We start from the raw sequence: 14,159 nt of genomic DNA, 5'->3' as shown, positions 1-14,159 counted from the left end.
GGATGAGCAAGTGGTCATTCACATCGTCGACCGGCGTCTGAATCCGGGCAGCAAGAGTCTGGAGAACCGGCAGCGGTTCTTGCGTCGGGCCAAGGCTCTGGTTCAGGGAGCGGTCAAGAAGTCTTCGCAAGACCGCGACATCAAGGACGTCCTGGAAGGCGGCGAGGTATCTATCCCGCTCGATGGCATGCACGAGCCGCGCCTCCGCCGCGAGGGCGGCACGCGCGACATGGTGCTGCCCGGCAACAAGAAGTTCGTCGAGGGCGACATGCTGCCGCGCTCCAGCCAGGGCGGCGGCGGCAAGCCGACCGATCCGGGCGAGGGCGACGGCGAGGACGCGTTCCGCTTCGTGCTGAGCCGGGACGAGTTCGTCAACCTGTTTCTCGACGACCTCGAACTGCCCGATCTCGCCAAGCGCCGCCTGACGGAGGCGGAGAGCGAGGGACTGCACCGCGCCGGCTACTCCGTGTCCGGCTCGCCCGCCAATATCTCGATCAGCCGCACCGTAAGCCGCGCGCTGGCGCGGCGCGTCGCGTTGCGGCGGCCGCGGCCGGAAACCATCGCCCAGCTCGAGGCCGAGCTTGCCGAGTGCGACGACCGCGAGCGGCGCGCCGAGCTGATCGCCGAGATCGAGGCGCTGAAGGCAAAGGCGAAGCGCATTCCCTTCATCGACCCGATCGACATCCGCTACCGCCGTTTCGAGCCGGTGCCCAAGCCGATGGCACAGGCGGTGATGTTCTGCCTGATGGACGTTTCCGGCTCGATGTCCGAGCACATGAAGGATCTCGCCAAGCGGTTCTACATGCTGCTCTACGTGTTCCTGAAGCGCCGCTACCGCCACGTCGAGATCGTCTTCATCCGCCACACCGACCGCGCCGAGGAGGTCGACGAGCAGACCTTCTTCTATGGGCCGGCGTCGGGCGGCACGCTGGTGTCGAGCGCGCTGCAGGCGATGACCGAGATCGTGCGGGCGCGTTTCCGCCCCTCCGACTGGAACATCTATGCCGCGCAGGCGTCCGACGGCGACAATTTGACCTCGGACTCCGAGCTCACCGGGCGGATCCTGACCCAGTCGATCCTGCCGATCTGCCAGTTCTTCGCCTATCTCGAGGTCGGGGAGGCCGGCGGCTACTCGTTCGAGATGCCGAACTCCTCGCTGTGGACGCTGTACGAGCGGCTGCGCGCCGACGGTGCGCCGCTCTCGATGCGCAAGGTCTCCGACCGCAGTGAAATCTTCCCGGTGTTCCACGAGCTGTTCCAGCGCCGGGCGAAGCAGGAGAAGGTCGCGCCATGACTGCTTCGAAGGGGCTGCTGTTCCAGGAAGCGGACTGGGATTTCCATATTCTCCAGCGCATCCACGATGCCTGCGACGAGATCGGTTGCGGCGAGCTCGGGCTCGACGTCTATCCGAACCAGATCGAGGTGATCACCGCCGAGCAGATGCTGGACGCCTATTCCTCCGTCGGCATGCCGCTGTTCTACAAGCACTGGTCGTTCGGCAAGCATTTCGCGTTCCACGAGGCGTCCTACCGCAAGGGCCTGATGGGCCTCGCCTACGAGATCGTCATCAACTCCTCGCCCTGCATCTCCTACCTGATGGAGGAGAACACGGCGACCATGCAGGCGCTGGTGATCGCCCATGCCGCGTTCGGCCACAATCACTTCTTCAAGAACAACTACCTGTTCAAGCAGTGGACCGATGCCGATGGCATCCTCGACTATCTCGAATTCGCCAAGCGCTATGTCGCGCAATGCGAGGAACGCCACGGCTCGCTCGCGGTCGAGCATACGCTCGACGCCGCGCATGCGCTGATGTCGCACGGCATCGACCGCTATCCCGGCAAGAAGAACATCGACCTGCGCGCCGAGGAGAAGCGCGCCGGTCTGCGGCGCATGCATGAGGAGGCCGCGTTCAACGATCTGTGGCGGACGGTGCCGACCGGACCCGCCAAGAGCAGCGCGACGCTTTCCGTCGAGCGCCGCCGCAAGCTGCTCGGGCTGCCGCAGGAGAACATCCTTTATTTCCTGGAAAAGTCGGCGCCGCGTCTTGCGCCCTGGCAGCGCGAATTGCTGCGCATCGTGCGCCACATCGCGCAGTATTTCTATCCGCAGAGCCAGACCAAGGTGATGAACGAGGGCACCGCGACCTACGTGCACTACCGCATCATGAACCGCCTGCACCAGCAGGAGCGGATAACCGACGGCAATTTCCTGGAATTCCTGCGCTCCCACACCAATGTGGTGTTCCAGCCGGAGTTCGACGATCAGCGCTATTCCGGATTCAATCCTTACGCGCTCGGCTTTGCGATGATGCAGGACATCGAGCGCATCGTCGCAAGCCCCGATGAGGAGGATCGCGAATGGTTCCCCGACATCGCCGGCCGCAACGACGTGATGGGCGTGCTGCGTGATATCTGGGCCAATTACCGCGACGAGAGCTTCATCAGCCAGTTCCTGAGCCCGCGGCTGATGCGGCATTTCCGCATGTTCCACCTGCACGACGATCCGGAGGAGCGCGCCGGCATCCGCGTCGACGCCATTCACAACGAGCGCGGCTATCGCCGCGTGCGCCGCGAGCTTTCGCGGCAATACGACGTCGGCTTCATCGACGCCAATATCGAGGTGGTCGATGTCGATCTTGCCGGCGACCGGCGCCTGATGCTGCGGCATTCGGTGGTGAACGGCGCCCAGCTCAACGAGGCGGACGCCAAGCGCGTCCTGCAGCACCTCGCCGACCTCTGGAGCTACGACGTGTCGCTGGTCGAGGAGGACGCGACCGGCAAGGTGCTGAAGGATTATGTGCTGAGCCCGCGCCTTGTGCCTGCCGCGGCGTGAGGCAAACTCGTCATGCCGCGGGCTTGACCCGCGCATCCATCAATTGCGGCAAAGGCGTCTTCAGGTTCCGATGCATTGCCGGGTCTAGCCCGGCAATGACAGCAAAGGTCAGCGCAGGCTCGCGTTGATCTTTTCCAGCGCGGCCGAGCCCGGGCAGAGCGCGTCGGCGTCGAGCCGGTTCAGCGGCGCTTCCACCGTGTTGAGGTGGGTGTGCAGGTCTTCCGCATCCGGGTCGACATAGAGCAGGCCGGTGACGATCTGGCCCTTGGCGGCGTGCTTCTGCAGGAACGTCATTGCGCCGAGCCGGTCATGCGGATCGTAGTCCGCGTCGATCTTGCGCAGCGCCAGCTTGGTGCCGTCGTGCTGCTCCACGATCTGCACCGTTCCCGGCGCGTAATCGACCGTGATCGGATCGCGCCCGGTGATGACGTCGAGGCGATTGACCGCGTCATTGTGCTCGCGGACGTAGTCGAAGCTCTTGGTCGAGCCGGCGTGGTTGTTGAAGGCGATGCAGGGGCTGATCACGTCGATGAAGGCCGCGCCCCGGTGCTGGATCGCGCCGGCGATCAGCGGCACGAGCTGGCTCTTGTCGCCGGAAAAGCTGCGCGCCACATAGGTCGCCCCTAACTGCAGCGCGATCGCGACGAGGTCGATGGCGTTGTCGGTGTTGACGACGCCCTTCTTGGATTTCGAGCCGCGATCGGCGGTCGCCGAGAACTGGCCCTTGGTCAGGCCGTACACGCCGTTGTTTTCGACGATGTAGGCCATGTTGACGCCGCGCCGGATCGAATGCGCGAACTGGCCGAAGCCGATGGAGGCGGAATCGCCGTCGCCGGAAACGCCGAGATAGATCAGGTCGCGGTTGGCGAGATTGGCGCCGGTCAAGACCGACGGCATGCGGCCGTGCACCGAGTTGAAGCCGTGCGAATTGCCGAGGAAATAGTCCGGCGTCTTCGACGAGCAGCCGATGCCGGAGATCTTGGCGACCCGGTGCGGCTCGATCGACAGCTCGAAACAGGCCTCGATGATCGAGGCGGTGATCGAGTCGTGGCCGCAGCCGGCGCACAAGGTCGATATCTTGCCCTCGTAGTCGCGGTGGATGAAGCCAAGCGCGTTCTTTTCGAGGCCGGGATGATGGAATTTGGGCTTTGCAATATAGGTCATGACACGGCCTTGCGGAGCGGGGTCACCTTGAGGTGATCCTGGTGGTCGCCGATCGCGTTGGCGATGAAGCGGGCGGTGATCGGGGTGCCGTCATAGTGCAGGATCGGCACCAGCCGCACCGGATCGATGCCGTTCTCGTTGACGATCAGCTGTCTGAGCTGGCCGTCGCGGTTCTGCTCGACGACGTAGACGAAATCGTGGTCGGCGATGAAGCTCGCGACCGAGGAGTGGAACGGGAAGGCCCGGATGCGCATGCGGTCGAGCTGGTGGCCGCGCGCTTCCAGTAGCCCGATCGCCTCGTCCATCGCGGGGGCCGTCGAGCCGAAATAGATCACGCCATATTTGGTGGGCTTTGCCGCATTGGCCTGCAGCGGCCGCGGCACCAGATCCTGCGCGGTCTCGAACTTGCGCACCAGGCGCTGCATGTTGTCGGCGTAGACCGAGCCTTCCTCGGAATAGCGCGCATAGCGGTCGCGCGACGTGCCGCGGGTGAAGAACGAGCCCTTGGTCGGGTGCGTTCCGGGATAGGTGCGGTACGGGATGCCGTCGCCATCGACGTCGAGATAGCGGCCGAAGTCGCGGCCCTCGTCGAGCATTTCCGCGGTCATGATCTTGCCGCGGTCATATTGCCGCGAATCGTCCCACTTCAGCGGACGGCTGAGCCGGTGGTTCATGCCGATGTCGAGGTCGAGCATCAGGAAGATCACGGTCTGCAGCCGCTCGGCGAGGTCGAAGGCGGCGGCGGCGAATTCGAAGGCTTCCGCCGGATCTTCCGGGAACAGCAGCACATGCTTGGTGTCGCCATGCGAGGCGTAGGCGCAGGCGATGATGTCGCATTGCTGGGTGCGCGTCGGCATGCCGGTCGAGGGACCGGCGCGCTGGATGTTCATGATGACGGCGGGAATTTCGGCGAAATAGGACAGGCCGATGAACTCCGTCATCAGCGAGATGCCGGGGCCGGAGGTCGCGGTGAAGGCGCGGGCGCCGTTCCAGGACGCGCCGATCACGATGCCGATCGAGGCGAGCTCGTCCTCGCCCTGCACGATGGCGTATTTCGCCTTGCCGGTCTCGGGATCGTGGCGCAGCTTCTGGCAGTGGCTGGTGAATGCCTCCGCCACCGACGAGGACGGCGTGATCGGATACCAGGCGCACACCGTGGCGCCGCCATAGACGGCCCCGAGCGCGGCGGCGCTGTTGCCCTCGATGAAGATGCGGTCGCCGACCTTGTCCGCCTTCTTGATGCGAAGCCCGATCGGGCATTTCAGGTTCTGCAGCGCCCAGTCGCGGCCGAGATGCAGCGCATGGACGTTGGACGACAACAGCTTCTCCTTGCCCTTGTACTGCTCGCCGATCAGCTGCTCGATCAGCTTCGGGTCCATGTCGAACAGCGCGCACAGCGCGCCCAGATAGATGATGTTCTTGAAGAGCTGGCGCTGCCGCGGATCGGTGTAGGTGGAGTTGGCGATCGCGGTCAGCGGCACGCCGATCACGGTGATGTCGTCGCGGAATTTCGAGGACGGCATCGGCTTGGTCGAGTCGTAGAACAAATAGCCGCCGGGCTCGATTCCGGCGACGTCCTTGTCCCAGGTCTGCGGGTTCATCGCCACCATCATGTCGACGCCGCCGCGGGCGCCGAGATGGCCTTCCTCGGTCACCCGCACCTCGTACCAGGTCGGCAGGCCCTGGATGTTGGAGGGGAAGATGTTGCGCGGCGAGACCGGCACGCCGTGGCGCAGCACCGCGCGCGCGAACAGCTCGTTGGCGCTGGCGGAACCCGAACCGTTGACGTTGGCAAAGCGGACGACGAAGTCGTTTACGCTGCTGAGCGGCTTTTTGTCGGGCATGATGAACCTGCGTGAACCATATCGATAAGGTATTTCTGCATGTCCCACGCGCCGGTGGGGCAGCGCTCGGCGCACAGGCCGCAGTGCAAGCAGACGTCTTCGTCCTTCACCATCACGCGGCCGGTCTTCAGGCCGTCGGCGACGTATAGCGCCTGGTCGTGGTGGGGTGAGGGGGCCTTCAGCCGCTGGCGAAGATCGCCTTCCTCGCCGTTCTCCGTGAAGGTGATGCAATCCATCGGGCAGATGTCGACGCAGGCGTCGCATTCAATGCAGAGGTTCGGGGCGAACACCGTCTGCACGTCGCAGTTCAGGCAGCGCTGCGCCTCGCCGAGCGCGAGCTTGACGTCATAGCCGAGCTCGACCTCGGCCCTGATGTCCTTGAGCGCCACCACCTTGTCGCGATGCGGCACCTTGAAGCGCATGTCGGCGGAAATGTCGTTGTCGTAGCTCCACTCGTGGATGCCCATCTTCTGCGAGGAGATGTGCACCTCGGGCAGCGGCCGCTCGCTGATATCCTCGCCTGAGACGAGCTTGTGGATCGAGAGCGCGGCGTCATGGCCGTGCGCGACCGCCCAGATGATGTTTTTCGGCCCGAACGCGGCGTCGCCGCCGAAGAAGACCTTCGGATGGGTCGAGCCCATGGTCTTGGGATCGACCTTCGGCATGTTCCATTTGTCGAATTCGATGCCGCAGTCGCGCTCGATCCAGGGGAAGGCATTTTCCTGGCCGACCGCGACCAGCACGTCGTCGCAGGGGATCGTCTGGTCCGGCTCGCCGGCGGGCACCAGGCTGCGCTTGCCCTTGGCGTCGTATTCGGCGCGCACCTTCTGGAAGGTGACGCCCGTCAGCTTGCCGTTGTCGTGGACAAAGGCGACCGGCACCATGAAGTTGAGGATCGGGATATCCTCGTGCATGGCGTCTTCTTTTTCCCACGGGCTGGCCTTCATCTCCTCGAAGCCGGAACGCACGATCACCTTGACGTCCTCGCCGCCGAGGCGGCGCGCGGTGCGGCAGCAGTCCATCGCGGTGTTGCCGCCGCCGAGCACGATCACGCGCTTGCCGATCTTGTCGATGTGGCCGAACGAGACGCTGGAAAGCCAGTCGATGCCGATATGGATGTTCTTGGCCGCCTCTTTCCGGCCGGGAATGTCGAGCTCGCGGCCGCGCGGCGCGCCACTTCCGACGAAGATCGCATCGTACTTGTCGGCGAGCAGCTTCTTCATGCTGTCGATGCGCGTGCCGCCCTTGAACTCGATGCCGAGGTTCAGGATGTAGTCGGTCTCCTCGTCGATCACGGAGTCGGGCAGGCGGAACTTCGGAATCTGCGACCGCATCATGCCGCCCGCCTTCGGATCAGCATCGAACACGGTGCAGTGATAGCCGAGCGGGGCGAGATCGCGCGCCACCGCGAGCGAGGCGGGGCCGCCGCCGACCAGCGCGATGCGCTTGCCGTTCCTGGCGCTCGGCCTCGGCAGGCGTTGTCTGATGTCGTCCTTGAAATCGGCTGCGACGCGCTTCAGGCGGCAGATCGCGACCGGATTTTCCTCGACGCGGCCGCGCCGGCAGGCCGGCTCGCAGGGACGGTCGCAGGTGCGGCCGAGAATGCCAGGGAATACGTTGGACTGCCAATTGATCATGTAGGCGTCGCTGTAACGCCCCTGCGCGATCAGTCGGATATATTCGGGAACCGGGGTATGTGCGGGACAAGCCCATTGGCAGTCGACCACCTTGTGGAAGTAGTCGGGCGCCGAAATATCGGTCGGTTTCATTCTTGCTTTCCGCGCGGCCAGCCCATGATAGCGCAGCCTTGTTTTGGTTGGTTTTGCTGGCGCCCGCTTTGGCCGCTGATCTTCTGGTTTTTTAATTGGATCATAGGCTTATCTTATTAGAGCCATTCAAGATCACGCACAAAGGCAAATTTGCGCGATCTTCAGCTTTCGCATGCCAAAACGCCGCATCCTGCACGCAACGCGCGGGTGATGCGGCAGTGCAGCATGATTTCTTTCGTGTGATGAAACGTGTCGGCGGTGCCGACGAAGCGGTGGCGCAAGCTCGTGCGTTTCGACCGCGTCGTCGAGGAACACGCTGATGCGCGACGGGCCGCGCAGTCGCGCGACCGGTTGATGACTCGCGATGATGCTGATGCCGTTATTCCGGCGCTGAGCTCCGATCCGATTCACATAGTTTTGTGTGCTGATGCAGCCCGGCGTCATCAGTGTCCGAGCCGAAGTCTCTTTCGTCCAGGTCCGAACCAGCGAAACTGCCATAAGCGCTCCGCATGTTTGATTGGGAGATGGAAGCAGCCCGGCGGCCACGGCGTGATGATGGCGGCGGTCCGGACGCGGCGGAGCCTCAAGGCCGCGGGATGTCGCTCTTGGCGAGATCCCACATCAGGCGATAGGTACCGCTCGAGACTTGCGGGCCAACGTCCTTCAATCCGGCGACGGCGGCGGTGACCGCTTCCATCCCGGTGCCGTCGATCAGCACGAACCAGTCGCCGGCGCCGGGACCCGGCGTGTCGCTGCCGATCGCCTTGGACAGTTGCGGATCGCCTTCGAGCAGGTGCATCGAGATGATGCCGTCGCGCTGCGCGGGATCGAGTTTTTCGCGCAGCGTCGCACGCAGCTTCTCGGCGTCGCCAGCGGCGGGGCGCAGCCTGATCAGGCCGAGCGCGCCGCCACGGCCGGTACCGTGGCTGATGGTGATGCGTGCAACGCTGCGGATCATGTTCTTGAACCGCGCCATCACCTTGTTGGACCAGTCGGTCTGGTGCTTCAGCTTCTCCCGATAAGCGGGGCTGTCGAGCACCTCGAAGCTTGCCGTGGAGTAGAGGCCGAGATATTTCGGGCTCGCCGCATGGGCGACGTAGCGCCGCGCTTCCACAAAGCCGTCGATCGCCACGCGCTCCTCGATATGCTCGCGGTCGTACCAGCGGTTGAACTCGGCCTCATCGGCGGGATCGATATCCATCGACGTCAGCAGCATGCCCTTTCCGGCGATCGGCATTTTCTTCTCCTTATTGTGCTCTCAATTCCTCATGGCGAGGCGCGCGTGCACCCGAGCACGCCGGGCGGCAGCGAGGCAGGTCATTTCGTGATCCCTGTCGCCATGTCGGCGATGGCCTTCATCACGGCATCGCGGACGCCGTGATCGTACAGCAGGTGGCCCGCGCCCTCGACGATGCGAATTTCGCTTCCCGGCCACGCGTCCGCAAGCGCATGCGAGGTCGCGGGCGGGCAGAGCAGGTCGTAGCGGCCCTGCACGATGATCCCGGGAATGCCGGCAAGCCTTGCCGCCTCATCGAGAAGCTGGTTCGGCCGCATGAAGCAGTCGTTCTGGAAGTAGTGCGCTTCCATGAAGGGAGTTGTGGGGAGCGGCGGCGCGTTCAGCGTCGCCCGCTCGATGCGCGTGCGGGGTGGTGCGTGGGTCGACAGGATCTGCTCGGTCTCGCCCCAGGCCCGCGCGGCCGGGATGTGGCGGGCGGGATCGGGATCGAGAATGCGGCGCCAATACGCGTCCAGCGGTTGTGCGCGTTCGTCCGGCGGCAGCGCATCCAGGAAATCGCGATTGAGGTCGGGGTAGAAGCGCGGAAGCGTCTCGGTGAAGGCGGCCTTGATCTCGGCGCGGGTGCCGAGAAAGGCCGCGCGCAGCACCAGCCCCGAGACGCGGTCGGGATGCGCTTGCGCATAAGCAAGCGCCAGCGTCGCGCCCCAGGAGCCGCCGATCACCATCCAGCGCGCAAAGCCGAACTTCTCGCGGATCATCTCCATGTCGGCGATCAGATGCGGCAGCGTGTTATGCTCGCGGCCGCCTCTGGGACGGCTGCGGCCGGCGCCACGCTGGTCGAACAGCACGGCGTGGAAGCGCTCGGGATCGAACAGCCGGCGGTGATCCGCCTGGCAGCCGCTGCCGGGGCCGCCATGCAGGTAGACGGCGGGAATGCCGTCTTTACGCCCGACGCTCTCGACATAGATCTCGTGGCCGTCGCCGGCATCGAGCCATTCCGACGTCACCGGGCCCGAAGCGTCGATGCGTCTTGTCTTGCCGCTGTCGGCCTCAGGCGCCATGATCTCTCTCGCGCGTGCCGCCGGCGAAATTGCGATAGAGGAAGAGATCGCCGCCCTCGGCCGCCTCGCGCTCGGCCTGGCGGAAGATTTCCTCGTGCTTCGGCGACAGCGTGCAGGCAGGGTCGGTGTTGGCCGCGTCCCCCGTCAGCGCGAAGGCCTGGCAGCGGCAGCCGCCGAAATCGATCTCGCGGAATTCGCAACTCCTGCACGGCTCCTTCATCCAGCTTGTGCCGCGATAACGGTTGAAGGCCTCCGAGTTCTGCCAGATCCAGGCGATCGAATGGTTCGAGCGCACCGATTCGAATTGCAGCCCGGTGATGCTTTCGGCGGCGTGGCAGGGCAGCACCTTGCCAGCCGGCGAGATGTTGAAGAACTGCCGCCCCCAGCCGCCCATGCATTTCTTCGGCCGCAGCGCGTAGTAGTCGGGCACGACATAGTCGATGGCGAGAACGCCTTTCAGCCGCGCCTGCGCTTCCTCGACGATCCGGCTCGCCTCCTCGATCTGGGCCAGCGTCGGCATCAGCGCGGCGCGGTTCTTCAGCGCCCAGCCGTAATACTGCACGTTGGCGACCTCGAGCCGGTCGGCGTCGAGATCAACCGCCATCTGAATGATGTCGGCGAGCTGATGCAGGTTCTGCCGGTGCATCACCGCGTTCACCGTGAGCGGCAGGCCGGCCTCGCGCGTCCACTTCGCAACCTCGATCTTCTTGTTGTGCGATTGCTTCAGCCCGGCGACGCGGTCGGCGACATCTGGCTCGTTGCCCTGAAAGCTGATCTGGACATGGCAGAGGCCGGCTTGCGCCAGCGCCGCCAATTTTTCGCGGGTCAGCAATACGGCCGAGGTGATCAGGTTGGTGTAGAGCCCGACGGTGGTCGCGTGCTGCGCCAGCTCGACCAGGTCTTTGCGCGCGGTCGGCTCGCCGCCGGAGAAATGGACCTGCAGCACGCCGATCTCGGCGAGCTCCGAAAGCACCTTCTTCCATTCCTCCGTGGTGAGCTCGCTGCCGGCGCGGTCGAGCTCGACCGGGTTCGAGCAATAGGGGCATTGCAGCGGGCAGCGATGGGTGAGCTCGAGAAGCACCGCCAGCGGAATGCCGAAGGTCTCCGCCTTCGACCTCTGCTGCTCCAGTATGCTCAGCGCGTCATTGTCGCTCATGACATCTTCTCGCGCGCTTCGGTGAGAAAGCCCTTGTCGGCGAGATCCTGCAGCATCGCGATCACGTCGGCCAGGATGGTCTCGCGTGGCGCGGCGTATTTCTCTGCCAACAGGTCGGCGATCGCGCCGACGCTGCGCGCGCCGTCGCAGAGCTGCAAGACCTCGACCGAGATGTCGTCCGGCGCCAGCACGCGCTCGGGCGCGAGGATCACCCACACCTGGCGGGTCTCGTCGAATTTCAGCCTGGTGTGCCGCGGCAGCACCGGGCAGCTCGCCTCGCCGACGCTGATGTTGCGGCTCGCCATCGCTTCAACCTTCCTCCCGGCTTTCCTTGGGCACGAAGGCGCCGGGTGGGACATGGCCCTCGACATAGGCATGGTACAGCGCGTCGAGCTGCACCCACAGCACGTTGGTCTTGAAGATCAGCGCGTTGCATACCGCCTCGCGCTCGGCGGGCGTCGTCGCATGCTCCCTGACATAGGCGAGCGCGAAGCCGGCGTCACGCGGCGCCTGCTGCAGGCGGCGGCTGAAATAGCTCATGATGTCGGGGTTGACGAAATCATAGTGCTTCAGCATGCCGCTGATGCGCTCTTCATGCAGGTTCGGCGCGAATAGCTCCGTCAGCGAAGACGCGATCGCCTCCAGCGGCGTGCGGTCGCGGCAGAAATGCACGTAGGCCTCCACCGCAAAGCGCGTCGCCGGCAGAATGCCTTCGGTCGATTCCACGTAGGCCGTGTCGAGCCCGAGCCCCTCGGTGAGCTTCAGCCAGCGCTCGATGCCGCCTTCGCTGCCCGCCTCGCCGTCATGGTCCTCGATGCGGTGGCGCCACTCCTGGCGGATGGCGCGGTCGCGGAAGCGCGAGATCACGACCGCGTCCTTGATCGGGATCGTGCTCTGGTAATAGTAGCGGTTCAGCGCCCAGGCCTGCACCTGGCCCTTGTTCAGCTTGCCGCCGTGCAGCAGCCGATGGAACGGATGCAGGCTGTGATAGCGGGTGGCGCCGATCTGGCGCAATGCGGCCTCCAGCTCGGCCGCGCTGTTCAGCGACACGCCCTTGCCGATCGAAAGCGCGGTCATGCCCTTGAGGGGAGGGGCGTTCACAGCACGATCTCCGTTCCGTCAGCGGGAATCTGCCAGCCCGCGCGCTCCGCGAGTTTGCGCTGGTCGGAGGCTTTGAGCAGCGCCGGGTTGGAATTGTTGATATGCAAGAACACCCGCCGGCCGATATCAAGGCCCGACAGCGCCGCGATCGCGCCGGCCTCGCCCGACATCGCGATATGGCCCATCGCCTGGCCGGTCTTGCCGGCAAGCCCCGCCGCGATCAATTCGTCGTCGCGCCACACCGTGCCGTCGAACAGCAGCAGCGGCGCGCCGTCGAGCCGCGCCTTCAGCGCGTCGTCGACATGAGCGCAGGCGGCGATGAAATAGAGGAACTTGCCGCTTGTCCTGTCCAGGATGCGCAGGCCCAGGGTGTCGCCGGTTCCCGCATTGCCGCCGGGATGCGCCTTGCCTTCGAGATACCAGGCCGCCTTGCCTGATACGGCAAAGGGCAGGATCTCCAGCCCGCTCGGCGTCCCGTCGGGCAGGGTGGGCTCGAAGGCGCAGTCGGTCTCGATCGCGACGCGCGCGACGTTCTTCTCGTTCAATACATCAAAGATGCTGTTGGCCTTGAGGATCGCGAGCACCTTGGGATGGGCGTAGATCGCAAAGCGCGCGCCCTCGCGCATCGACAACAGGCCCGCGATGGCGTCGATCTCGCCATTGGTGAGGATGACGCCCGCGATCGGGCTTTGCCGCAGCGCACCCGCTCTCGGGTGCAATTGCGGCGTCGCCGTCAGTTGCTGGCGCAGGTCGGGCGAGGCGTTGATCAGGAACCAGTGCTCGCCGTCGCGGCTCACCGCGATCGAGGTCTGCGTCGACTGCAGCTCGGGATGGTTGCCTCGCGCGGCGCGGCACACCTCGCACCCGCAATTCCATTGCGGAACGCCGCCACCGGCTGCGGCACCCAGGACGACGATGCGAAGCATGATCCGTCTCCTGGAACGCGATCTTCGGTCTTTACTTGAGGCCGCCTGACTTGAGGCCGCCGCTTGGACTTGGCGTCAGAACTTGGCGTCAGGATTTTGGGGCCAAGACTGGGATCAAGATTTGGACCCAAGACTTGGAGCCAAGACTTGCGGTCAAGACTTGGGACCAGAACGTGGGGCCAGTCCTTGCCTGGACCCAGATAGCTCGAAGGTGGACGCCGGTTCCGACGCGTCCCCCTCTTGAGCGGGAACACGTCACAGCCGAAGGTCCACCTTACGTCAAAGCTCGAACGGTGATGCGTCGCTTACTTGCGGGCGGCGCACGCATACATATTGATTTCCATGCCGACCGGCACTTCGACGATCTTTGGTGCTTTCCAGGCCATTAGGCTCTCCTTGTTGAAGAAGCGGACGAACAGACTGTCCTGCACAATAAGGTATCGCGGAACGAAAAGTTCGCCAGCAAAATCTTTTCCGGCGGCCTTCGGTCTGCCCTATTGCGGCGCAAAAGCAGTTTCCGCGATGGCTTGCCGAGGGCCGGCAAAGCCATGCGCCGTCAAGGGCTTGCCGGGCGCCTGGCGAGACGGCCCCGCGCGATCCGGATTGGCAAGCGCGTCGCCAATTGGGATAAAGAACTTGTGAGAGGGAGGAGCCTTCCCTTTCGCTGAGCCGGCCCCCACTGGATTCGACCATGCCGCGATATTTTTTCAACACCCGGATTGGCGACGAGCTGATCGACGATCCCGAGGGCGAGGAACTGCGCGATCCCGACCGCGCCTGGGAAGTCGCGCGGAGCATGATCCGCGAGATCCTGCGCAGCGAGGGCGCCCAGCCGGGGCTTTTGTCGGCGGTGATCGAGGTGACCGACGACGAGGGCGAGATCGTGCTCGAGTTTCCCTTCACCGAGGCGATGTTCGATACGCCGGACCGGTCGGTCACGAAGCATTGATCTGATCCCGACACCGGCCGGCCGCTTCTGTTCCATGCCGTGGCTTGACGGCCTTTGCGCCCTCTTTCCGATTGCGCCGACGACAAAAATATTGAGACTTCCCGTCCGGAAGGCCGC

General features: G+C 64.6%; 14 protein-coding genes. 3 read left to right on the top strand and 11 right to left on the bottom strand.

The genetic code is table 11. The features are described 5' to 3' along the window. Nucleotides 1-16 precede the first annotated feature (16 nt). A complete protein-coding gene (locus QOU61_RS31155; RefSeq protein ID WP_289661939.1) occupies nucleotides 17-1,294 on the top strand; it encodes a YeaH/YhbH family protein in 1,278 nt (425 codons plus the stop codon). Then, nucleotides 1,291-2,835: a SpoVR family protein gene (locus QOU61_RS31150; RefSeq protein ID WP_289655022.1), complete on the top strand. Its 1,545-nt coding sequence runs from the start codon at nucleotides 1,291-1,293 to the stop codon at nucleotides 2,833-2,835. Before QOU61_RS31155 ends, QOU61_RS31150 begins: the two co-directional genes overlap by 4 nt. Nucleotides 2,836-2,943: 108 nt before the next feature. On the opposite strand, the gene QOU61_RS31145 is transcribed toward QOU61_RS31150, so the two are convergent. The 11 genes from QOU61_RS31145 to pqqA form a co-directional block, all read right to left on the bottom strand. Beyond that, a complete protein-coding gene (locus QOU61_RS31145) occupies nucleotides 2,944-3,999 on the bottom strand; it encodes a 2-oxoacid:ferredoxin oxidoreductase subunit beta (protein WP_289655021.1) in 1,056 nt (351 codons plus the stop codon). Next, nucleotides 3,996-5,843 carry a 2-oxoacid:acceptor oxidoreductase subunit alpha gene (locus QOU61_RS31140; protein ID WP_289655020.1) on the bottom strand — a complete coding sequence of 616 codons (1,848 nt, stop codon included), beginning with the start codon at nucleotides 5,841-5,843 and terminating at the stop codon, nucleotides 3,996-3,998. The genes QOU61_RS31145 and QOU61_RS31140 overlap by 4 nt, the downstream gene beginning before the upstream one ends. After that, nucleotides 5,813-7,612 carry an FAD-dependent oxidoreductase gene (locus QOU61_RS31135; protein ID WP_289655019.1) on the bottom strand — a complete coding sequence of 600 codons (1,800 nt, stop codon included), beginning with the start codon at nucleotides 7,610-7,612 and terminating at the stop codon, nucleotides 5,813-5,815. Before QOU61_RS31135 ends, QOU61_RS31140 begins: the two co-directional genes overlap by 31 nt. A gap of 132 nt (nucleotides 7,613-7,744) precedes the next feature. After that, nucleotides 7,745-8,110, bottom strand: coding sequence for a hypothetical protein (locus QOU61_RS31130; RefSeq protein WP_289655018.1), 366 nt, complete (start codon nucleotides 8,108-8,110; stop codon nucleotides 7,745-7,747). A gap of 85 nt (nucleotides 8,111-8,195) precedes the next feature. After that, nucleotides 8,196-8,849 carry a DUF4286 family protein gene (locus QOU61_RS31125; protein WP_289655017.1) on the bottom strand — a complete coding sequence of 218 codons (654 nt, stop codon included), beginning with the start codon at nucleotides 8,847-8,849 and terminating at the stop codon, nucleotides 8,196-8,198. Nucleotides 8,850-8,929: 80 nt separating this feature from the next. Continuing rightward, nucleotides 8,930-9,910 (bottom strand): prolyl aminopeptidase, encoded by a 981-nt coding sequence (gene pip / locus QOU61_RS31120; RefSeq protein ID WP_289655016.1) that lies wholly within the window; start codon nucleotides 9,908-9,910, stop codon nucleotides 8,930-8,932. Then, entirely contained in the window at nucleotides 9,900-11,066 is a 1,167-nt protein-coding gene (gene pqqE, locus QOU61_RS31115; RefSeq protein ID WP_289655015.1) for a pyrroloquinoline quinone biosynthesis protein PqqE, read from the bottom strand. Before pqqE ends, pip begins: the two co-directional genes overlap by 11 nt. Further along, the gene (gene pqqD / locus QOU61_RS31110; protein ID WP_289655014.1) at nucleotides 11,063-11,371 is read right to left on the bottom strand and encodes a pyrroloquinoline quinone biosynthesis peptide chaperone PqqD; all 309 of its coding nucleotides are present in this window, start codon (nucleotides 11,369-11,371) and stop codon (nucleotides 11,063-11,065) included. The genes pqqE and pqqD overlap by 4 nt, the downstream gene beginning before the upstream one ends. Before the next feature lie 4 nt (nucleotides 11,372-11,375). Continuing rightward, a complete protein-coding gene (gene pqqC, locus QOU61_RS31105) occupies nucleotides 11,376-12,143 on the bottom strand; it encodes a pyrroloquinoline-quinone synthase PqqC (RefSeq protein ID WP_289661937.1) in 768 nt (255 codons plus the stop codon). Nucleotides 12,144-12,163: 20 nt separating this feature from the next. After that, nucleotides 12,164-13,093 carry a pyrroloquinoline quinone biosynthesis protein PqqB gene (gene pqqB, locus QOU61_RS31100; protein ID WP_289655013.1) on the bottom strand — a complete coding sequence of 310 codons (930 nt, stop codon included), beginning with the start codon at nucleotides 13,091-13,093 and terminating at the stop codon, nucleotides 12,164-12,166. A gap of 305 nt (nucleotides 13,094-13,398) precedes the next feature. Beyond that, nucleotides 13,399-13,479, bottom strand: a complete 81-nt coding sequence (pqqA, locus tag QOU61_RS31095; protein ID WP_012029362.1) for a pyrroloquinoline quinone precursor peptide PqqA — start codon at nucleotides 13,477-13,479, stop codon at nucleotides 13,399-13,401. Nucleotides 13,480-13,784: 305 nt separating this feature from the next. Between pqqA and QOU61_RS31090 the strand changes: the two genes are divergently transcribed. Beyond that, nucleotides 13,785-14,042: a DUF6894 family protein gene (locus tag QOU61_RS31090; RefSeq protein WP_289655012.1), complete on the top strand. Its 258-nt coding sequence runs from the start codon at nucleotides 13,785-13,787 to the stop codon at nucleotides 14,040-14,042. Nucleotides 14,043-14,159: the final 117 nt, after the last annotated feature.

Source organism: Bradyrhizobium sp. NP1, from assembly GCF_030378205.1.
Lineage (GTDB): Bacteria > Pseudomonadota > Alphaproteobacteria > Rhizobiales > Xanthobacteraceae > Bradyrhizobium.
Note: the sequence above shows the minus strand (reverse complement) of the source record. Positions and strands in the feature narration are given on the sequence as shown.